Source organism: Streptomyces sp. CC208A (assembly GCF_030010625.1).
Taxonomy (GTDB): Bacteria; Actinomycetota; Actinomycetes; order Streptomycetales; family Streptomycetaceae; genus Streptomyces.
In genome coordinates, this window is record NZ_JASCXN010000001.1 from 299,120 (window position 1) to 319,419 (window position 20,300).

Here is a 20,300-nt window from a genome sequence, read left to right on the forward strand (position 1 = left end):
ATACGGGCAATCTACCGGCCGGGCCCGGCGATTACCCTGCCCGGATGGACGGCCTGCGTTTCGCCTTCGGCACCCTCACCGTGCTCCCCGCCCGCGTCACCCGCTGGGACCGGGACGCGGCGCGCGCCGGCATGCTCTGCGCCCCGCTCGCCGGACTCGTCGTCGGCCTCCTCGCCGCGGCGGCCGGCGGGCTGCTCCTCGCGCTCGGCTCGGGCCCGCTGGTCGCGGCCGTGGCCGCCGTCGCCGTCCCCGCCGTGCTCACCCGGGGCCTCCACCTCGACGGCCTCGCCGACACCGCCGACGGCCTCGGCAGCGGCAAGCCGGCCGAGGACGCGCTGCGCGTCATGAAGCAGTCCGACATCGGCCCGTTCGGCGTCATCACCCTCGTCCTCGTCCTGCTCGCCCAGGTCGCCGCCGTGACCGAGCTGTACGGGAGGGGCTGGGCGCACGGCGCGTTCGCCGTGGCCCTGGCCGCCACGGTCGCCCGGCTCGCCCTCACCCACGCCTCCCGGCACGGCGTCCCGCCGGCCCGCCCCGAGGGCCTCGGCGCGATCGTCGCCGCGACGGTGCCGCTCCGCTCGGCGGCCCTCGCCACCGCCGCCGTCCTCCTCCTCACCGCCGCCACCGGCCTGTTCCTCTCCCCGTACGACGCCGCCCGCGCCGTCCTCGCCACCGCCACCGGCCTCGCCGCCGCCGCCCTCCTCCTGCGCCGCTGCGTCCGCCGCTTCGGCGGCGTGACCGGCGACGTCTTCGGCGCGGTGGAGGAGACGGCGGCGACGGCGGCCCTGGTGGCGCTGACGCTGGGCTGAGACGGCGGGCCTCAGCAGGACCGGCGCCAGGCGCCCAGTTCGTACTTCTTGAGCATGGAGCTGAGGCCCAGGGCGCGGGCCTCGGGGCAGAACTGACGGGTGGTCAGTTCGTATTCGGCGTGGAAGACGGGTTTGCCCGCCTCGATGAAGGGGGTGAGGCGGTGGCACTCGTCGTACTGGGCGCACTGCTCGTTGACGGCGAAGTCGAAGTCGTCGAGGAGCTGGGGGATCTGGTCGAGGTCGTTCTTGAGGCCGACGGCGAGGCCCCGGTCGTGGGCGAGGCGGGCGATCAGGCGGTTGTAGGCGAGCTGGTCGGCGGCGGTGAGGGGGAAGCCGGTGCGGTTGCGGTAGCCGTCCATGTTGTCGGGTTCCACCGCGTCGAAGCCCTTGTCCCCGCACATGTCGATCCGCGCCGCCATGAGGGGTTCGAGGAGGTCGGTGCGGCGGATGTCGAGCCAGCGTTCGCCGTCCCAGCCGTTGCCCTCGCCGAGGACGGACTCCGGGAAGCGGTCGGCGTCGGGGCGGAAGTCCTCCCAGGCGCCGGTGGAGAGGTAGCAGATCACCTTGCGGCCGCGGCGGTGCAGGTCGGCGACGGTCGCGGCCGGGTGGTCGAAGCCGTCGATGTCGTACACGGGGACGTCGACGGACGGGTCCAGCTTCCCGCTGAGCTGCCACTGCCAGGCGAGGCCGGCCGTCGGGCGCCAGCGCTCGGGGCCGGGCGCCGGGCCCGGCGCAGAGGCCGAGGTGCAGGCCGTGAGGAGGAGCAGCAGGCCCGCGAGGAGGAGCGGCAGGCGTCTCATCGGGCGGGCTCCAGGAGGTCGTGCGGCAGGGTGCCCCAGGGGTGGGCGCCCGTGCCCGGGACCGCGCAGTGGACCTCGGTGGCGGGGCGGAAGCCGGGCGGGGCCGCGTAGACGAGGTGGCAGTAGTGCGGGGCGACCGGCAGGTCGAGGGTGCGGTACGTGTCCCACGGGCCCTCGAAGGTGACGACGAGGTCCGCCAGTTCCTCGTATCCCGGGTCGGGGTGGGTGCCGGGGTTGAGGACGAGGGTCGCCGCCCCGGCGGCGCGGGCCGCGACCGCGAGCCGCCGGTAGTGCGGCAGGGCGTCGGTGCCGGTCGCGGTCTGGTCGAGGAAGGCGCCGTCGGCGCCGTACCAGTCGCGGTGGCGCAGCAGGTCGGCGACGACCTCGCCGTGCGGGCGGCGGCCGTAGGCGGTGTCCGCGTAGCCGAGGATCCGGACGCCCGCGGCGCGGAGCCGGTCGGCCGCTTCGGCGAAGGCCGGATCGGGGGCTTCGCCCGCGCCGTTCGCGGGGTTGAGGACGACGCCGTGGAGGGTCGGGGCCGCCGCGAGCAGGGCCGCCCAGTCCTCGGGCCGGTCGGTGGGGTGCTCGTAGAACGGCACCAGGAGGGAACGGTTCACGCGCGGTCCTTCTCAGGGACGGTGGGCGGTGGGTCGGACCAGCAGAGCACGGCTGAGGACGGCGAGGACGGCGGCTGCTCCCCCGGCGGCGAGCGGTCCCGCCGCCGGTGCGAGGGTCTGCGCGGCGGCTGCGAGCAGGCAGACCGCGGCGGCGCCGGTGACGGCACCGAAGGACTGGAGCAGCAGCCCCAGCCAGAGCACGGTGCCGACGAGGAGGAGGACGAGCAGCCGCTCCGGGGTCGGCCAGGGGGCGCCGGGCCATGCCAGGGTCGCGGCGAGGGTGAGGGCGAGCAGCACGGCGAGGTAGCCGCCGAGGCAGCGGAGCAGGGTGCCGGTGACGGCGCGGCGGAACGCGCGGGCGGTGGTGAGGGTCCGCAGCCGGGCGAGGCTGCCGCCCCGGAAGCGGTGCAGCAGCCACTCGGCGGGCCCCATGGAGAGGGTGAGCGCGATGACCGCGCCCGTCCCGGCGGCGAGGGAGTCGCCGAGCCCGGCGTGGAGCACGAGGACGCCGCTGCCGAGGCCGAAGAGGCCGTACGGGGCGGAGCCCGCGAGCGGCGGTCCGCCCCGCCCGGCGGCGCCGCGCGCGGTGCCGGGGCGCAGCGCCCGGGCGGCGACGAGGACGGCGGCGGCGAGCGAGAGGGCCGGCAGCCCGGCGCGCAGCGGCTCTGGCAGGTCCCAGCGGAAGGCGGGGAGGGCGCCGAGGAGCGGCAGCAGGGCGGCGAGCAGGGCCCGTTCGCGGCCGAGGACGAGGAGGACGGTGGCGGCGGCGAGGTAGAGGGACTGTCCGGCGGCGAAGACGGCGGCCGGGAGTTCGCCGGCGCGGGCGGTCGCGAGGGCGACGGCGGTCCCGGCGAGCGCGCCGGCCGGGGCGCCGGTGAGCAGGGCGCGGGCGGCGGCGGCCCGGTCGCCGAGGCCGAGCCAGGTGTGGGCGCGGTGCGAGAGGGCCTGGTTCCACACCCAGCCGGTGAGGGCCCCGGCGAGCAGCGGCACGGTCCCGGAGGGCAGCCCGTACCGCCCGGGCGGCCCGGCGAGCAGCGGCCCGGCCAGGACGTAGGCGAGGCCGGGCAGCGCGAAGACGATCCCGCGCAGCAGGCAGCCGCCGAGCCCCTCGGACCACGGCGGGCCCGCGTCCCTCCGGCGGGGCGGCTCGGGGTGGCGGCGCTCCACCCGGGCGTACAGGTCCTCGGCGAGCGTGAAGGAATCGTTCCGCCCGTAGGTGAGCCGGATGTGGTCGTCGGTCATGCCGTCGGACTCCAGGAGCGCGGCTATCTCGTCCGGGTGGACGGCGGCGGCCACGAACGCGTCGAGGCGTTCGGCGAGTTCGTCGAGCGGGTCGGCGGCGGTGCCGGGCCCGGCGGGCGCCGGGGCGGAGGCCGGTCGGCCCGCGGCGGGTGCCGGGGGTGTCCGCCGTCCCGGGCGCGGCACCTCCGGCAGGGGCGGGGTGGTGGCCGGGGGTTTCAGCCAGAGGGAGCCGCTCATGCCGGGGAGCCTTCCGGGACACGGGCCGGGGAGCGCCGGGGGGCCGGGATGCTGACGCGCAGCGGCACGGTGACGGGTACCGGCAGGGGGGTGCGGGAGGCGGCGAGTTCGCGGTAGATGCGGCGGAAGCCGTCGACCGAGCGGTGCAGGGTGAACTCGTCGACGACCCGCTGCCGGGCCCGTCGGCCGAGTTCGGCGCGGCGGGCGCCGTCGCGGAGGAGGGCGGAGACGGCGGCGGCCATGACGGCCGGTTCGCGGGGCGGGACGACGACGCCGGTGTCGCCGACCGCCTCCCGTACCCCTCCGACGTCGGTGGAGACCGTCGCCCGGCCGCAGGACATGGCCTCGATGAGCGAGAAGGGGAAGCCCTCGCTGATGGAGGAGAGCATCACGACGCTGCCGGCCGCGTAGGCGGAGGGCACGTCGGAGACGCGGCCCTCGAAGGAGACGCCGTCGGCGACGCCGAGTTCGGCGGCGAGCTTCTCCAGGCGGGTGCGGTAGTCCTCGTTCCCCGCGGGGACGGGGCCGAAGAGGCGGAGCCTCAGCCCGGGGAGTTCGGCGCGGGAGATCGCGTACGCCCTGATCAGGGTCTCCAGGTCCTTGATGGGGTCGACCCGGCCGCACCAGCTCAGGGTGGGCGTCTCCGGTTCGGGCCCGGCCTCGGGGAAGAGGGCGGGGTCGACGCCGTTGTAGACGGTGCGGATGCGGTCGGCGGGGGCGCCGCCGCGCTCCTCCCAGCGCCGGTTGTACTGGTTGCAGGGGGTGATGAGGTCGGCCTTGCGGTAGCCGAGGGAGTTGAGCTCGCGGTAGAAGCCGAGCATGAGGGCCTTGACGGGCCAGCGCTGGGCCTCGGTGCGGTAGCCGAGGTAGCGCTCGCGGAGGTAGATGCCGTGTTCGGTGAGCAGGAAGGGCACCCCTTCGAAGTGCTGCGCGGCGAGCGCGGGCAGGGTGGCGAGGCCGCTGGAGACGGCGTGCGCCACGCTGCCGTCGGCTATCCGGGCGCCGAGCGGCCGCAGGGCGTGTTCCAGCAGGTCGGTGGCGGTGAGGGCGTCGTGGACGGTGGGCCCGGCCGCGCGCGTCGGCAGGTGCGGCATGGTCCAGATCCACATGAGGGAGCGGAGGGCCGCCTCGGAGCGCAGGGCCGGGGTGAGCCGGCCCTCGCGGGCGAGGGCGGCCAGCTCGTAGAGGCTGCCGGCGAGGTCGTGGCCGGCCTCGGGGTCGAGGAGGGCGAGCAGGAAGTGCTCGTACGAGGCGAGGAAGCGGCGGCGGTCACGCCCCCGCGGGGCCCGGCGCGCGCGGGTGGGCGCGGCCGGTCCCCGCGGGTGGCCCCAGAGGGGGAACGCGGTGTGCCGGGCGATGTTGGGCGGCAGCTCCCAGGTGACGGGTTCGCGGCCGCTGCCGGTGAGGGCGAGGATCTCGAAGGTGACCTCGGGCATGCCCCGGACGAGCTGGTCGCACCAGGTGCTGACGCCGCCGTGGACGTGCGGATAGGTGCCCTCGGTGAGCATGGTGACGTGACGGCCACGGCTCGGCATGTGCGTGTCCCCCCAGAACGTGCTGGTCAGGCGGTCGGGAGCTGGAGTGTGACGGCGGTCTGGAGCGGTTCGGGCGCGGTCCAGGCGGAGCGGCTGCCCGCGTAGGCGGTGCCGAAGGCGGTGGTGCCGAGGAGGAGCCGCTTGCGGGTGCCCTCGGGAGCGGTGACCGGGATCCGGACGCCGGAGGGCGCCTTGACGGTGACGGTGTTCCCGATGCGGTACGCGGTGACCTTGCCGGCGGCGAGGGCGGCGTCCCAGGCGTCGCGGCGGTTCAGCTCGACGCCGACGTCCTTCTGACGGGGGTTCACGATCGGGGTGTTGGCGGAGAAGATCGCCTTGTAGTCGCCGAGGATCTTGTCGAGGACCGGGTAGAGGAGGCGTTCCTCGGCCAGGTTGGACTGGTGGACGTAGTGGGGGCGGGGGTCGTTGGCGACGACGTGGCCGAGGGCGATGCGGGCCTCCTGCGGGGCGATGTACTCCGCGTAGCCGGTGGCCGTGTCGAGCGGGGCGGGCAGGCAGGTGGAGGCCGGGTTGGACTCGCAGACGCCGCTGCCGCCGTCGGCGCGGGAGGTGTAGACCCAGTTGTACTCGTCGGTCATCTCGGCGGCGGTGCCCACGTTGTAGTACACGTTCATGGGGTGCCGGGGCACGGTCCTCGCGGCGCCGAGGGCCCGCTGCCGAGGCTCGCGGGAGTTGTCGCTGGCCGTCCACTTCACGCCGTTGTCGGCGAGGGCGCCGGCGAGGTTCGGATTGTCGACGGGCTGCTGGGGCAGGGTCTTGAGACCGGAGTGCTCGCCGGTGACGAGCTCGGAGCGGTCGATCGGGATGCCCTTGCGCGCGGCCCAGTTCACGTTGTCGCGGATCTGGGCGGAGAGTTCGGCGCGGCTGACCCAGAGGGTGGCACCGGAGGCGTCGGTGGCGCACCGCCAGGGGACGGTGGTGTTGTCCTGGACGCAGCCGAGGAAGGGGTGGGTGTAGGTGTGGTTGATCCAGCGGTACTGGGCGCGGTCGGCGATCAGCCGGGCGGCGAGCGGGTCGCTGCCGCCGTGCTCGGCCTTCCACTGCTCGCCCTGGCCGCCGTTGTAGACCATGTCGAGGGTGAAGCCGGAGGCCTTCTGCCAGGCGGCGGCGTAGGTGGCGTCGGCGGCGGTCATCCGGATGGGGTTCTCCGCCTCGTCGTCCCCACCGACGCAGTCGAAGTCGCCGGGGGTGCAGTTGCGGACGGTGTCCCAGCGGGCGTCGGGGGCGAAGACGTCGTCGACGTGGACGGAGAGGTAGTTCCGGGACTGCCCGAGGTGGACGCCCTGGGTGAGCCATTCGACGATGCCGCGGGCGAGGGCCCGGTACTGCCGCTGGTACTGGTTGTAGGCGAAGGTGACGACGAGTTCGCGGCGCCCGTCGGCGGCGTACTCGCCGACCAGGCTGGCCCGGCCGCCGCCTTCCACCGGCATGTCGACGTAGCTGGTGAAGCCGGGCCTGGGGCGGCCCGCGTAGCCGTAACTCTCGGAGATCGCCGGGTCGTTGTCCTCGAAGGTCAGGTCGCCGGCGAGGTAGCCGAAGGGGCCGCCCTTCCCCGCCGGGGTGATGCCGGCGGTGACGCCGTCGAGGACGCCGGACCAGCCGCCGTCGGTGGTGTAGTCGAGGCCGACGCCGGGGTGGGACCAGGTGTACGCGTCGACCTGCGGGATCCCGAAGGCGCGCTCGTACGCCTGGAGCGCGGTGTGCTCGGCGGAGTCGGGGCCGAAGGCGGCCTCGTGGGGCAGGACGACGCCCTGGTACTTGGCGCGGGGCCGGCCGTCGACCGTGTCGCTGAGGAAGGCCGGGGTGAGGACGGGCCGGTTCGGGTCGTTGAGGTCGACCGTGCGGTACGGGACGCCGGAGCCCTTCAGCTCGGCGGTGATGGCCCCGACCGCGCTGCCGCCGTCGTCCACGACCAGGACGGTGAGGTCGATCCGGGGCTCGGGGGCGGCCGCGGCCTGCGCGGACGGGACCACGGTGGCGAGGAGCGCGGCGGCGGCGAGCGCCCCGGCGGCACGCCCTGCGCGGCGCGGCACCCCCTGGTTTCCGGACTTCCTCGGCGCGGCCGCGGGCGTGCGGGATCTGTTCGCGTGCATGGTGTGGTGTCCCCCCTCGGCAAGTGCCCGGACGCGGGGGCACCTGTGGAGATGAAGCGAAGGCGCGAGTGCCGCCCTTGCATGGATGAGGCGAGTGTGGCGTCGGCACACCGGCCGGAAGGACAAACATGAAAGAGACACCACGGATGAGTGAATCGATGCCGCGGTGAGCGAACCGGGCGTACGAGCGTAGGCTCGTTCTCGGCGCTCATCGGGCCGAAATACGATGCGGCGGGCTCGGTCGGCCCAACCCTCGACCGCCACAGAACTCAATGGAAGCGAGAAATCACCACCGTGACTGCTCTCACTCTCAGCACTGCCGGAGCGGCGACGCTGCGTGCCGACGCCCTCGTCGTCGGCGTCGCGAAGGCGGGGAAGGCGCTCGTCGTCGCCCCCGGCGCCGAGGCCGTCGACAAGGCGTTCGACGGCCGCCTCGCCGCCGTCCTGGAGACCCTGGGCGCCTCGGGTGGAGAGGGTGAGACGACCAAGCTGCCCGCGCCCGCCGGCCTGAAGGCCCCCGTCGTGCTGGCCGTCGGTCTCGGCTCCGCCCCCGAGGACGGCGAGGCGTACAAGTCGGAGACTCTGCGCCGCGCCGCCGGCACCGCCGCCCGCGCGCTGTCCGGCTCGAAGAAGGCCGCCTTCGCGCTGCCGGTCGGCTCCGCCGAGGACGCGGGCGCGATCGCGGAGGGCGCGCTGCTCGGCGCGTACTCCTACGACGTCTACCAGGAGCAGGCGAAGGACGCGAAGAAGCCGCTGGCCGAGGTGGCGCTGCTCGGCGCCAAGCCGCGCGACAAGGCCCACAAGGCCGCCGCGGACCGCGCCCTGGCCGTCGCCGAGGAGATCAACCGCGCCCGCGATCTGATCAACATGCCGCCGAACGACCTGTACCCGGCCACCTTCGCCGCCGCCGCCCAGGCCGCCGGCAAGGAGCACGGCCTCAAGGTCCAGGTCCTCGACGAGAAGGCGCTCGCCAAGGGCGGCTACGGCGGCATCCTCGGCGTCGGCGGCGGCTCGGTGAACCCGCCGCGCCTGGTGAGGATCGCGTACACCCACCCGAAGGCGGAGAAGACCCTCGCCCTGGTCGGCAAGGGCATCACCTACGACTCGGGCGGCATCTCCCTCAAGCCGGCCGGCCACAACGAGACGATGAAGTGCGACATGAGCGGCGCCGCCGCCGTCCTGTCCGCCGTCGTCGCCGCGGCCCGCCTCGGCCTCGAGGTCAACGTCACGGGGTGGCTCGCCCTCGCCGAGAACATGCCGTCCGGCTCCGCCACCCGCCCGGGTGACGTCCTGCGCATGTACAGCGGCACGACCGTCGAGGTCCTCAACACCGACGCCGAGGGCCGGCTCGTCCTCGCCGACGCGCTCACCAAGGCGTCCGAGGAGCACCCGGACGCGATCGTCGACGTGGCGACCCTGACCGGCGCCATGGTGCTCGCCCTCGGCGACCGCACCTTCGGCATCATGGCCAACGACGACGACTTCCGGACCGCGATCCACGAGATCGCCGAGGAGGTCGGCGAGCAGTCCTGGCCGATGCCGCTCCCCGCGGACCTGCGCAAGACGATGGACTCCCCCACCGCCGACATGGCCAACATGGGCGTCCGGATGGGCGGCGGCCTGATCGCCGGCCTCTTCCTCCAGGAGTTCGTGGGCGAGGGCATCACCTGGGCGCACCTGGACATCGCGGGCCCGGCCTTCCACGAGGGCGCCCCGTACGGCTACACCCCCAAGGGCGGCACCGGCTCCTCGGTCCGCACCCTAGTCCGCCTCGCCGAGCTGACGGCGGCCGGCGAGCTCTGAGCACACCGGTGAGAGGGCCCCGGGCTTGCCGCCCGGGGCCTTCTCGCGTTCCCCACCCCGTTTCCCTCCTCTTTCTCCGTGTCGTCCTGTTCGCCGACGACGAAATCCGTAGGTTCGTACGTCCTTCTGGACGTCCGTGAGGACGATCACCCGGTCTCATCCACCGGCCCCGCGTCCCGCCATCCGTCAACAAGTGCGAAGATGGGTTCTCGGCAGGACAGGGCCCCCACCACAGGGCCGACATAATGCGGCCGGACACCAGCCGCCGCCCGGTCACCGAAGACCGGCGACGAGCGCACATGCATGGAGGACGTGACGTGGCGAACGACGCCAGCACCGTTTTCGACCTAGTGATCCTCGGCGGCGGTAGCGGCGGTTACGCCGCGGCGCTGCGCGGAGCGCAGCTGGGCCTGGACGTCGCACTGATCGAGAAGAACAAGCTCGGCGGCACCTGCCTGCACAACGGCTGCATCCCGACGAAGGCCCTGCTCCACGCCGGCGAGGTCGCCGACCAGGCGCGCGAGGCGGAGCAGTTCGGTGTCAAGGCCTCCTTCGAGGGCATCGACATCAAGGCCGTGCACAAGTACAAGGACGACGTGATCTCGGGCCTGTACAAGGGCCTCCAGGGTCTCGTCGCCTCCCGCAAGGTGACCTACATCGAGGGCACCGGCCGCCTGTCCTCCCCGACCTCCGTCGACGTCGACGGCCGCCGGGTCGAGGGCCGCCACGTCCTCCTGGCCACCGGCTCCGTGCCGAAGTCCCTGCCCGGCCTGGAGATCGACGGCAACCGGATCATCACCTCGGACCACGCCCTCACCCTGGACCGTGTGCCGGAGTCCGCCATCATCCTCGGCGGCGGTGTGATCGGCGTCGAGTTCGCCTCCGCGTGGAAGTCCTTCGGCACCGACGTCACGGTCATCGAGGGCATGAAGCACCTCGTGCCGGTCGAGGACGAGAACAGCTCGAAGCTCCTGGAGCGCGCCTTCCGCAAGCGGGGCATCAAGTTCAACCTCGGCACCTTCTTCCAGAGCGCCGAGTACACCGAGAACGGTGTGAAGGTCACCCTCGCCGACGGCAAGACCTTCGAGGCCGAGGTGCTGCTCGTCGCCATCGGCCGCGGCCCGGTCTCGGCCGGCCTCGGCTACGAGGAGCAGGGCGTCGCGATGGACCGCGGCTACGTCGTGGTCGACGAGTACATGCGTACCAACGTGCCCACGATCTCGGCCGTCGGCGACCTGGTCCCGACCCTGCAGCTCGCGCACGTCGGCTTCGCCGAGGGCATCCTCGTGGCGGAGCGGCTCGCCGGTCTGAAGCCCGTGCCGATCGACTACGACGGCGTGCCGCGGGTGACGTACTGCCACCCCGAGGTCGCCTCCGTCGGCATCACCGAGGCCAAGGCCAAGGAGATCTACGGCGCGGACAAGGTCGTCGCCCTCAAGTACAACCTCGCGGGCAACGGCAAGAGCAAGATCCTGAAGACCGCGGGCGAGATCAAGCTCGTCCAGGTCAAGGACGGTGCCGTGGTCGGCGTCCACATGGTCGGTGACCGCATGGGCGAGCAGGTCGGCGAAGCGCAGCTGATCTACAACTGGGAGGCGCTGCCGGCCGAGGTCGCGCAGCTCATCCACGCCCACCCGACGCAGAACGAGGCGCTCGGCGAGGCCCACCTGGCCCTGGCCGGCAAGCCTCTGCACTCCCATGACTGACGCTCACGTCATCACAGGGCGCGACGACCAACTTCCGCAATTCGTTAGGAGCAACTGAAACCATGTCGGTTTCCGTAACCCTGCCGGCGCTCGGCGAGAGCGTCACCGAGGGCACCGTCACCCGCTGGCTCAAGGCCGAGGGTGAGCGTGTCGAGGCCGACGAGCCGCTGCTCGAGGTCTCGACCGACAAGGTCGACACCGAGATCCCCGCCCCCGCGTCGGGCATCCTCGCCTCCATCAAGGTCGCCGAGGACGAGACCGTCGAGGTCGGCGCGGAGCTCGCCATCATCGACGACGGCTCGGGTGCCCCCGCGGCCGCCCCGGCCCCCGCCGCCGAGACCGCCGCCGCTCCGGCTCCGGCCGCCGAGGCCCCGGCCGCCCCGGCGCCGCAGGCCGCCCCGTCCACCGAGGTCCAGGAGCCGGCCCCGGCCCCGACCGCCGAGGCCGCCGCCGGTGCCGGTTCCGCCCAGGGCACGGACGTGGTCCTGCCCGCGCTCGGCGAGTCCGTCACCGAGGGCACCGTGACCCGCTGGCTGAAGTCGGTCGGCGAGACCGTCGAGGCCGACGAGCCGCTCCTTGAGGTCTCCACGGACAAGGTCGACACCGAGATCCCGGCGCCCGCCTCCGGCGTGCTCCTGGAGATCGTCGTCGGCGAGGACGAGACCGCCGAGGTCGGCGCCAAGCTGGCCGTCATCGGCGCCGCGGGTGCCGCGCCGGCCGCGCCCGCCGCCCCGGCCCCGGCCGCCCCGGTGCAGGCCCCGGCCGCTCCGGCCCCGGCTGCCCCGGCTCCCGCCCCGGCCGCCCCCGCCGCCGCCCCGGCGCAGGCTCCGGCCGCCCCGGCCGCGCCCGCCCCGTCGCTGGCCCCGGCCGTGGTCACCCCGGTCCCGGCGACCCCGGCCCCGGCCGCCGCTCCGACTGCGCCCTCGGAGGATGGCGCCTACGTGACCCCGCTGGTCCGCAAGCTCGCCACCGAGAACGGTGTCGACCTGGCGACCGTCAAGGGCTCCGGCGTCGGCGGCCGCATCCGCAAGCAGGACGTCCTCGCGGCCGCCGAGGCCAAGAAGGCCGCCCCGGCCCCCGCCGCCGCTCCGGCCGCCGCGAAGGCCGCTCCGGCCCTGGAGGTCTCCCCGCTGCGCGGCCAGACCGTCAAGATGACCCGCATGCGCAAGGTCATCGGCGACAACATGATGAAGGCGCTGCACGGCCAGGCCCAGCTGTCCTCGGTCGTCGAGGTCGACATCACCAAGCTGATGAAGCTGCGCGCCCGCGCCAAGGACGCGTTCGCGGCCCGCGAGGGCGTCAAGCTCTCCCCGATGCCGTTCTTCGTCAAGGCGGCGGCCCAGGCGCTGAAGGCCCACCCGGTCATCAACGCCCGGATCAACGAGGACGAGGGCACGATCACCTACTTCGACACCGAGAACATCGGTATCGCGGTGGACTCCGAGAAGGGCCTGATGACCCCGGTCATCAAGGGTGCGGGCGACCTGAACATCGCCGGCATCTCCAAGGCCACGGCGGAGCTGGCCGGCAAGGTCCGCGGCAACAAGATCACCCCGGACGAGCTGGCGGGCGCGACCTTCACGATCTCCAACACGGGTTCGCGCGGCGCGCTGTTCGACACCATCATCGTTCCGCCGAACCAGGTCGCCATCCTGGGCATCGGCGCCACGGTGAAGCGCCCGGCCGTGATCGAGACCGCCGAGGGCACCGTCATCGGCATCCGTGACATGACCTACCTGACGCTCTCCTACGACCACCGTCTGGTGGACGGCGCCGACGCCGCCCGCTACCTGGTGGCCGTGAAGGCGATCCTGGAGGCCGGCGAGTTCGAGGTGGACCTCGGCCTGTAAGGACTTGTAGGGCTCTACCCCTCCGAGGCAACGTAACAAGCCTCACCAGCGGTGTCCCCGTCCGGATGTGGGTCCGGACGGGGGCACCGCCGTATTGTCTAAGGGTCACGAACTCCCGGAGGAGCCGCTCAATGACCGTCCCCGTCGTCCACTCGCTGCGCGAGCAGATCCGCGAGCACATCGTGGAGGGGATCGTCAGCGGCCGCTGGAAGCCGGGCGAGCGGATCGTGGAGCGCCGGATCGCGACCGAGCTGGAGGTGTCCCAGACGCCGGTCCGCGAGGCGCTGCGGGAGCTGGAGTCGCTGCGGCTGATCGAGTCGGCGCCGAACAAGGGCGTCCGGGTCCGCAACCTCACCGCCGCCGACCTGGAGGAGAGCTACCCGGTCCGGGCCGGTCTGGAGCAGATCGCGGCCGAGCTGGCCGCGCCCCGGCTGTCCGCCGACTGCTCGGCCCTGGAGCCGCACGTGGCGGCCCTGTACGAGGCGGACGCGAGCTCCGACGGCACAGCGCAGGTCCGGCACACGGTGGCCTTCCACCGCGAGCTGGTGAAGGCGGCCGGCAACAGCGTGCTGCTGCACACCTGGGAGGGGCTCGGCATCGAGGTCTTCACCGCCCTGTCGATCCGCTGGCTGGGCACGGTGCAGAAGTCGTACGCGGAGGAGCACCAGGAGCTGGTGGAGGCCTTCCGCCGGGGCGATCCGAACATCGGGGCCCTGGTGAAGGCCCACGTGCTGGGCTGCGCGCCGCGCGCCTGAGCCGTCGCCGCAGGTGGGAGCCCCGTTCCGGCGGGGTTTCCGGCGTTTTCCGGTATTCGAAAGAAGAAGCGAAAACGCGGCACCGGGTGCCCGATTCCACGGCACCCTGTGCCGACTTTCCTGGTCTGGAGAGGTTTCCCCCTTCAACCCTTTGATCGATCATCGATCGGCGGTTTACAGTCTTCGGCGGGCCGTCACCCGGCCCTTCGCCCTGTCCTGCCAGACAAGGCCACCGTTTTTGTCTCCACCCCACCTGTCCGGAAGGCGGCGATCATGACCGATCCCGTAGGCAAGATTCCGAGCGAGCTCGACCAGCTCCCGGACCGTGACACCGAGGAGACCGCCGAGTGGGCGGCCTCCCTCGACGCCGTCACCAAGGCCGCCGGCCCCCACCGGGCCGCCTACCTGATGCGCCGCACGCTCCAGCACGCCGAGGGCGCGGGCCTCGCCCTGCCCAAGCTCCTGGAGACGGACTACCTCAACACCATCCCCACCTCCGCCGAGCCCGGCGTTCCCGGTGACGAGGAGATGGAGCGGAAGATCACCGCGTGGAACCGCTGGAACGCGGCCGCGATGGTCACCCGCGGCTCCAAGCACGGCGTCGGCGGCCACATCGCCACCTTCGCCTCCGCGGCCTGGCTCTACGAGACCGGCTTCAACCACTTCTTCAAGGGCAAGGAAGCCGACGGTTCCGGCGACCAGCTCTACATCCAGGGCCACGCCTCCCCCGGCATCTACGCCCGCGCCTTCCTCGACGGCCGCCTCACCGAGGCCCACCTCGACAACTTCCGGCAGGAGTCCGGCGGCGAGGGCCTGCCCTCCTACCCGCACCCGCGCCGCCTCCCCTGGCTGTGGGAGTTCCCCACCGTCTCCATGGGTCTCGGCCCGCTCTCCGCGATCTACCAGGCGCGTTTCAACCGCTATCTGACCAACCGCTCCATCAAGGACGTCTCCGCCTCGCACGTCTGGGCCTTCCTCGGCGACGGCGAGATGGACGAGCCCGAGTCGACCGCCGCCCTCGCGCTCGCGGCCCGCGAGGGTCTGGACAACCTGACCTTCGTCATCAACTGCAACCTGCAGCGCCTCGACGGCCCGGTCCGCGCCAACTTCAAGATCGTGCAGGAGCTGGAGGCCCAGTTCCGCGGCGCCGGCTGGAACGTCGTCAAGACCCTCTGGGGCAACGCCTGGGACGAGCTGTTCGCGCTCGACACCACCGGCGCCCTGGTCCGCCGCCTCCGCGAGGTGCCGGACGCGCAGGTCCAGACGTACCAGACCCGTGACGCCGCCTACATCCGCGAGGACTTCTTCGGCAAGGACCCGGCGCTCGTCGAGATGGCGAAGCTGCTCTCGGACGACAGGATCCTGGAGTGCTTCCACCTCTCGCGCGGTGGCCACGAGCCGCGCAAGGTGTACGCCGCGTACAAGGCGGCCCTGGAGTTCAAGGGCGCGCCGACCGTGATCCTGGCGCAGACCGTCAAGGGCTTCACCCTGGGTGAGGGCTTCGCGTCGAAGAACGCGAACCACCAGATGAAGAAGCTGACGACGGACGAGTTCAAGAACATGCGTGACCTTCTTGAACTGCCCATCTCCGACGCGCAGTTCGTCGACGGCGTGGTGCCCTACGGCCACCCGGGCGCCGACTCCCCCGAGGTCCGCTACCTCCAGGAGCGCCGCGCCGCCCTCGGCGGCCCCGCCCCGGCCCGCCGCGTCCACCCGGTCGCCCCGCTGCCGGCCCCGGCCGAGAAGGCCTTCGCCGCCTTCGACAAGGGCTCCGGCTCGCAGTCGGTCGCCACCACGATGGCCTTCGTCCGGCTGGTGAAGGACCTGGTGCGCGACAAGGAGACCGGCAAGCGCTGGGTCCCGATCGTCCCTGACGAGGCCCGCACCTTCGGCATGGAGTCGCTGTTCCCCTCGCTCGGCATCTACTCGCCGAAGGGGCAGACGTACGAGCCGGTCGACCGCGACCAGCTGATGTACTACAAGGAGGCCGTCAACGGCCAGATCCTGAACGAGGGCATCACCGAGGCCGGCTCGATGGCCGACTTCATCGCCGCGTCGACCTCGTACGCCACGCACGGCGAGACGATGATCCCGTTCTACATCTTCTACTCGATGTTCGGCTGGCAGCGGACCGCCGACCAGATGTGGCAGCTCGGCGACCAGCTCGGCCGCGGCTTCCTCGTCGGCGCCACCGCGGGCCGTACGACCCTGACCGGTGAGGGCCTCCAGCACGCCGACGGCCACTCCCCCGTCATCGCGGCCACCAACCCGGCCGCCCTGACCTACGACCCGGCCTTCGCCTACGAGGTCGCGGCCATCGTCAAGGAGGGTCTGCGCCGGATGTACGGCGAGGCCGCGCCGGGCGAGGACCAGGACGTCTTCTACTACCTGACGGTCTACAACGAGCCGCTGCCGCAGCCGGCCAAGCCGGGCCACGCCGGCGTCGACGAGGGCATCGTCAAGGGCCTGTACCGCTTCAACACCGCCGAGTCGGCCGGGCTGACCCTGCCCGCCAACGCCCCGCGGATCCAGCTGCTCGGCTCGGGCACCGCGATCCACTGGGCCCTGGAGGCGCAGAAGCTGCTCGCCGAGGAGTGGGGCGTGGGCGCCGACGTGTGGTCCGCCACCTCCTGGACCGAGCTGCGGCGCGACGCCCTGGAGGCGGACGCGGCGCTGCTGCGCGGCGAGGAGCGGGTGCCGTACGTGCGCCAGGCCCTCGCGGGCATCGACTCGCCGGTCCTGGCGGTCTCCGACTACATGCGCCAGGTCCCGGACCAGATCGCGCAGTGGGTCGAGCAGGACTGGTCCTCGCTGGGTGCCGACGGCTTCGGCCTCTCGGACACCCGCGCCGCCGCCCGCCGCCACTTCGGTGTCGACGCCCAGTCGATCGTGGCCGCCTCGCTGGCCCGGCTCGCCCGCCGCGGCGAGGTCCCGGCGACGGCCGTGAAGGAGGCGCGCGAGCGCTACGGCCTGTAGGAACCGAGACAGGTGGGGCCCCGCCGCGACGGAGACCGTCGCGGCGGGGCCCCACCTGTTCGCCGGTCACTCGGCCGGACGGACCCCCGGCGGCGGGGGCTCGGGCTCGGGGGCGTGCCGTCGCAGCCGGATGATGGCGGCGACCAGGCCGCCCCACACGATGGCGATGGCGATGATCATCATGACGATGGCGCCTGCCGACATCAGGGCTCCTTCCTTTCTTCCGGTGCCTCCATGTCGAGGTCGATGTCCTCGCCGCCCGCCTTCCACGGGATCAGGGAGAGGACCACTCCGACGACCAGGGCGCCGAGGGCGACCCCCCAGCCGGTGGTGAGCAGGAAGGTCGTCGAGTAGCCCTCGTAGTTCTCGTCGAACTCCTTGCGCAGGCTGTCGATCATCATCCAGCCGAGCACCAGCGGGGTGATGACGCCGAGGCAGATCCGCCACCAGTGGCCGAGGGCGATCGCCGAGGTGGCGTCCGCGTTCCGCTGGAGCTCGGGCAGCTTCCGCAGCAGCCAGACGATGACGACGAGGGCGACCAGGGCGGCGAGCGCGATGCCGTACGCGTTGATGAAGTGGTCGGAGGCGTCGAGCAGGTACACGCCGTCGTCGGTCGGGAACAGCAGGATCGAGACGACCGCCACCAGGCCGCCGATGCCGAACACGGCGGGGATCCGGCGCATTCCGGTGCGGTCCTGCACCGCGGAGACGACCACCTGCACGATGGAGATCAGCGAGGAGAGTCCGGCGACCACCAGGGAGCAGAAGAACAGGACGCCGAACAGGCCGCCCAGCGGCATCTCGGAGATGACGGCGGGGAAGGCGACGAACGCGAGCCCGAGGCCCGCGCTGGCGACCTCGCCCACCGGGACCCCCGAGGCGGTGGCCAGGTAGCCGAGGGTCGCGAAGACGCCGATGCCCGCGAGGATCTCGAAGGAGCTGTTGGCGAAGCCGGCCACCATCGCGGAGCCGGTGATGTCCGCCCTGCGCCCGAGGTACGAGGCGTACGTCACCATGATGCCGAAGCCGATCGACAGCGAGAAGAAGATCTGCCCGTACGCGGCCACCCACACGCTGCCGTTGCCCAGTTCCGACCAGTCGGGCGAGAAGAGCGCGTCGAGCCCGGTGGCGGCGCCGTCCAGGGTCAGCGCCCGGATCACCAGGGCCACGAAGAAGACGACGAGCAGCGGGATGAAGATCCGGTTGGCGCGCTCGACGCCGCGCCGGATGCCGAACGCCAGGATGACGAGCACGACGACCCAGACGGCGATCAGGGGCCAGAGCACCCCGGGCACGTAACTCGACACGGTGCCCGGCGTCTCGGCCACCTTCAGGAAGTCGCCGAAGAGGAAGGCCTGCGGGTCGTCGCCCCACTGCTGGCCCACCGAGAAGCCGACGTACCGCACGGCCCAGGCGATGATGACCGCGTAGTAGGTGGCGATCACGAACGAGATCACCACCTGCCACCAGCCGATGACCTCGGCGGGCCGGGACATCCGGCGCAGTGCCGCCGGCGGTGACATCCGGTACTTGCGGCCGATCGTGTACTCCATGATCAGCAAAGGGATGCCGGCGGTGAGCAGGGCGATCAGGTACGGCAGGAGGAAGGCGCCGCCGCCGTTCTCGTAGGCGACGGCCGGGAATCTCCAGATGTTGCCCAGACCGATGGCGGATCCGATCGCCGCCATCAGGAATCCGGCACGCGTGGTCCACTGCTCACGGGGTTGTACCGTCATGTGCCTGTCCTCGGTCGTCGCGGGTGTCCCTGCTCCAGAACTGACCTGAGGGCACGTTAGCCCGGAACATCCCGGTTCGCTCCTCGAAGCGCCGGGCGGCGGAGCGGGACGGGGGACAATGGCGGCCATGCGCGCCGCCCGGCTGATCAAGATGGTCCTGCTGCTCCAGTCCCGCCCCTCGATGACGGCGGCCGAGCTCGCCGCGGAGCTGGAGGTCTCCGAACGGACCATCACCCGGGACGCCCTCGCCCTCTCGGAGGCGGGGGTCCCGGTCTACGCGGACCGGGGCAGGACCGGCGGCTACCGGCTGATCGGCGGGTACCGCACCCGGCTCACCGGCCTGGCCCGCGACGAGGCAGAGGCGCTGTTCCTGTCCGGGCTGCCCGGCGCGCTGCGCGACATGGGCCTGGAGGACACCGCGTCGACGGCCCGGCTCAAGCTCGCCGCGGCGCTCTCCCCCGCCCTGAAGGACGCGCCCCGCTCGGCCGCCCAGCGCTTCCACCTGGACGCCCCCGGCTGGTACCAGGAGCCCCGGACCCCGGAGCTGCTGGCCCCGGTCGCCGAGGCGGTCTGGGACGACCGGCCGGTCGGGGCCCGCTACCGGCGGCCGGACGGCGAGGTGACGCGGGAGCTCGAACCGTACGGGCTCGTCCTGAAGGCCGGGGTCTGGTACGTCTGCGCCCGCGCGGGCGGGTCCTGGCGCACGTACCGGGTGGACCGGTTCACGGCGGTCGAGCTCCGCGCCGGGCACTTCGTACGGGATCCGGAGTTCGACCTGCCGTCCTTCTGGGCCGAACGGGCGGCGGAGTTCGCCCGTTCGCTGCTGCGCGCCGAGGTGACCCTCCGTCTGACGGAGGCGGGAGCCCGCCGCCTGGCGCACGTGACGGACCGCGCGGCCGCCGAGGAGGCCCTGGCGGCGGCCGAACGGGACGCGGAGGGCCGCCTGACGGCGACCCTGAGGGTGGAGGACGAGGAGGTGGCGTACGGTCAGCTGCTCGCCCTGGGCCCGGAGGCGGAGGTCCTGGCCCCGGAGACCCTGCGCGAGCGCTTCGCGCGGGCGGCCAGGGGGCTGGCGGAGCTGTACGGGGAGCCCCGTCCTCGGCGTCCTCAGCGGTAGTCGTCCGGCGACACCGTCTCGTCGGTCTCCTTGGCGAGGATGAAGCCCCAGGCGTCCGGCCGCGAGCCGTCCGTGTCGGTGAGGCCGTACTCCTTCGCCAGCTGCGCGCTGGACAGGGACCGCCCGTTCCAGCGCGCCCGGTCCGGGTCCGCGGCGAGGGCGGCGATCCCTCGGCCGAGGTACGCGGGGGACTCGGCGACGGCGAAGTCCGGGACCTTCCCGGTGGCGTCCCGCCAGTTCGCCTCGGTCACCCCGAAGTGGTCCAGCATCTGCTCGGAGCGCAGCCAGCCGGGCGTGACGGCGACGGCGGTGCAGCCGGAGGGCCTCAGGTCGTGGGAGAGGGCGAAGGCCATCCGGATCGGGGCGGTCTTCGCCAGGTCGTAGTAGATGTTCTCGCGGTAGTGGGTGCCGTTGTAGTCGGCGGTGCCGTCGGTGACCTCCACGAGCAGTCCGCCCGGGTGGCGGATCAGCAGCGGGACGGCGGCCGCACTGGTGACGAGGTGGCTCTTGACGCCGAGTTCCAGCATCCGCAGCCCGTCGGCGAGGTCCAGCTCGTGGATCTTCTTGCCGAAGCCGGCCGCGACCAGGTGCTCCCCGCCCCAGATGTCGTTGACCAGCACGTCGAGCCGTCCCCGTTCCCGGTCGATCCGTGCGACAAGGTCCGCCACCTGGTCGGGCTCCAGGTGGTCGGTGGGCACGGCGATGCCCTCGCCGCCCGCGGCGGTGACCAGTTCGGCCGTCTCCTCGATGGTCTCGGTGGTCCGTCCGACCTCACTGGCCTTCTCCCGGGTGGTGCGCCCGGTGACGTACACGGTGGCCCCGGCGGCCCCGAGCTCCACGGCGATGGCGCGGCCCGCGCCCCGGGTGGCGCCGGCGACCAGGGCGGTCCTGCCGCGGAGCGGCCGCGTTCCCGCTGTCGTACCCGTCATGCCCGTCATACCTGTCATGGCCGTCCCGTCTGTCCTGTCCGTCATGCCTGTCCTGTCCGTCATGCCTCGACGGT

General features: G+C 72.9%; 15 protein-coding genes. 7 read left to right on the forward strand and 8 right to left on the reverse strand.

Annotated features, from left to right (window positions below; all coding sequences use genetic code 11):
- The first annotated feature begins 44 nt into the window (after positions 1 to 44).
- Positions 45 to 809: an adenosylcobinamide-GDP ribazoletransferase gene (gene cobS, locus QK442_RS01355; RefSeq protein WP_282691871.1), complete on the forward strand. Its 765-nt coding sequence runs from the start codon at positions 45 to 47 to the stop codon at positions 807 to 809.
- An 11-nt stretch (positions 810 to 820) separates the two neighbouring features.
- Here cobS and QK442_RS01360 read toward each other — a convergent pair whose 3' ends face one another.
- The 5 genes from QK442_RS01360 to QK442_RS01380 are packed head-to-tail and all read right to left on the reverse strand — an operon-like array spanning position 821 to position 7,354.
- On the reverse strand, positions 821 to 1,609 hold the full coding sequence (locus QK442_RS01360; protein WP_282691872.1) for an endo alpha-1,4 polygalactosaminidase: 789 nt from the start codon (positions 1,607 to 1,609) through the stop codon (positions 821 to 823).
- The gene (locus QK442_RS01365; protein ID WP_282691873.1) at positions 1,606 to 2,226 is read right to left on the reverse strand and encodes a spherulation-specific family 4 protein; all 621 of its coding nucleotides are present in this window, start codon (positions 2,224 to 2,226) and stop codon (positions 1,606 to 1,608) included. The genes QK442_RS01360 and QK442_RS01365 overlap by 4 nt, the downstream gene beginning before the upstream one ends.
- A gap of 12 nt (positions 2,227 to 2,238) precedes the next feature.
- On the reverse strand, positions 2,239 to 3,705 hold the full coding sequence (locus QK442_RS01370) for a hypothetical protein (RefSeq protein WP_282691874.1): 1,467 nt from the start codon (positions 3,703 to 3,705) through the stop codon (positions 2,239 to 2,241).
- A complete protein-coding gene (pelF, locus tag QK442_RS01375; protein ID WP_282691875.1) occupies positions 3,702 to 5,240 on the reverse strand; it encodes a GT4 family glycosyltransferase PelF in 1,539 nt (512 codons plus the stop codon). The genes QK442_RS01370 and pelF overlap by 4 nt, the downstream gene beginning before the upstream one ends.
- A gap of 26 nt (positions 5,241 to 5,266) precedes the next feature.
- Entirely contained in the window at positions 5,267 to 7,354 is a 2,088-nt protein-coding gene (locus tag QK442_RS01380) for a hypothetical protein (RefSeq protein ID WP_282691876.1), read from the reverse strand.
- 294 nt (positions 7,355 to 7,648) lie between these two features.
- Here QK442_RS01380 and QK442_RS01385 point away from each other — a divergent pair, with 294 nt between their 5' ends.
- The 5 genes from QK442_RS01385 to aceE all read left to right on the forward strand — a co-directional run bounded on the left by QK442_RS01385 (position 7,649) and on the right by aceE (position 16,444).
- Positions 7,649 to 9,157 (forward strand): leucyl aminopeptidase, encoded by a 1,509-nt coding sequence (locus QK442_RS01385; RefSeq protein ID WP_282691877.1) that lies wholly within the window; start codon positions 7,649 to 7,651, stop codon positions 9,155 to 9,157.
- Between the two features lie 317 nt (positions 9,158 to 9,474).
- Entirely contained in the window at positions 9,475 to 10,863 is a 1,389-nt protein-coding gene (gene lpdA, locus QK442_RS01390; RefSeq protein WP_282691878.1) for a dihydrolipoyl dehydrogenase, read from the forward strand.
- 62 nt (positions 10,864 to 10,925) lie between these two features.
- On the forward strand, positions 10,926 to 12,713 hold the full coding sequence (gene sucB / locus QK442_RS01395; protein ID WP_282691879.1) for a 2-oxoglutarate dehydrogenase, E2 component, dihydrolipoamide succinyltransferase: 1,788 nt from the start codon (positions 10,926 to 10,928) through the stop codon (positions 12,711 to 12,713).
- 131 nt (positions 12,714 to 12,844) lie between these two features.
- Positions 12,845 to 13,468, forward strand: a complete 624-nt coding sequence (locus QK442_RS01400) for a GntR family transcriptional regulator (protein ID WP_282691880.1) — start codon at positions 12,845 to 12,847, stop codon at positions 13,466 to 13,468.
- Between the two features lie 273 nt (positions 13,469 to 13,741).
- Positions 13,742 to 16,444, forward strand: coding sequence for a pyruvate dehydrogenase (acetyl-transferring), homodimeric type (aceE, locus tag QK442_RS01405; protein ID WP_282691881.1), 2,703 nt, complete (start codon positions 13,742 to 13,744; stop codon positions 16,442 to 16,444).
- A 66-nt stretch (positions 16,445 to 16,510) separates the two neighbouring features.
- On the opposite strand, the gene QK442_RS01410 is transcribed toward aceE, so the two are convergent.
- On the reverse strand, positions 16,511 to 16,648 hold the full coding sequence (locus tag QK442_RS01410; RefSeq protein WP_282691882.1) for a methionine/alanine import family NSS transporter small subunit: 138 nt from the start codon (positions 16,646 to 16,648) through the stop codon (positions 16,511 to 16,513).
- A complete protein-coding gene (locus tag QK442_RS01415; RefSeq protein WP_282691883.1) occupies positions 16,648 to 18,180 on the reverse strand; it encodes a sodium-dependent transporter in 1,533 nt (510 codons plus the stop codon). The genes QK442_RS01410 and QK442_RS01415 overlap by 1 nt, the downstream gene beginning before the upstream one ends.
- A gap of 127 nt (positions 18,181 to 18,307) precedes the next feature.
- Between QK442_RS01415 and QK442_RS01420 the strand changes: the two genes are divergently transcribed.
- Positions 18,308 to 19,297: a WYL domain-containing protein gene (locus tag QK442_RS01420; protein ID WP_282691884.1), complete on the forward strand. Its 990-nt coding sequence runs from the start codon at positions 18,308 to 18,310 to the stop codon at positions 19,295 to 19,297.
- Here QK442_RS01420 and QK442_RS01425 read toward each other — a convergent pair.
- Positions 19,288 to 20,226: an SDR family oxidoreductase gene (locus QK442_RS01425; RefSeq protein WP_282691885.1), complete on the reverse strand. Its 939-nt coding sequence runs from the start codon at positions 20,224 to 20,226 to the stop codon at positions 19,288 to 19,290. The genes QK442_RS01420 and QK442_RS01425 overlap by 10 nt on opposite strands.
- Between the last annotated feature and the right edge of the window lie 74 nt (positions 20,227 to 20,300).

Coding starts and splice junctions, on each gene's coding strand:
- QK442_RS01410 (WP_282691882.1), bottom strand. CDS start 16,648: ATGTCGGCAGGCGCCATCGTCATGATGATCATCGCCATCGCCATCGTG.
- QK442_RS01360 (WP_282691872.1), bottom strand. CDS start 1,609: ATGAGACGCCTGCCGCTCCTCCTCGCGGGCCTGCTGCTCCTCCTCACG.
- pelF (WP_282691875.1), bottom strand. CDS start 5,240: ATGCCGAGCCGTGGCCGTCACGTCACCATGCTCACCGAGGGCACCTAT.
- QK442_RS01370 (WP_282691874.1), bottom strand. CDS start 3,705: ATGAGCGGCTCCCTCTGGCTGAAACCCCCGGCCACCACCCCGCCCCTG.
- cobS (WP_282691871.1), top strand. CDS start 45: ATGGACGGCCTGCGTTTCGCCTTCGGCACCCTCACCGTGCTCCCCGCC.
- sucB (WP_282691879.1), top strand. CDS start 10,926: ATGTCGGTTTCCGTAACCCTGCCGGCGCTCGGCGAGAGCGTCACCGAG.
- QK442_RS01380 (WP_282691876.1), bottom strand. CDS start 7,354: ATGCACGCGAACAGATCCCGCACGCCCGCGGCCGCGCCGAGGAAGTCC.
- QK442_RS01415 (WP_282691883.1), bottom strand. CDS start 18,180: ATGACGGTACAACCCCGTGAGCAGTGGACCACGCGTGCCGGATTCCTG.
- QK442_RS01400 (WP_282691880.1), top strand. CDS start 12,845: ATGACCGTCCCCGTCGTCCACTCGCTGCGCGAGCAGATCCGCGAGCAC.
- QK442_RS01420 (WP_282691884.1), top strand. CDS start 18,308: ATGCGCGCCGCCCGGCTGATCAAGATGGTCCTGCTGCTCCAGTCCCGC.
- QK442_RS01425 (WP_282691885.1), bottom strand. CDS start 20,226: ATGACGGGTACGACAGCGGGAACGCGGCCGCTCCGCGGCAGGACCGCC.
- aceE (WP_282691881.1), top strand. CDS start 13,742: ATGACCGATCCCGTAGGCAAGATTCCGAGCGAGCTCGACCAGCTCCCG.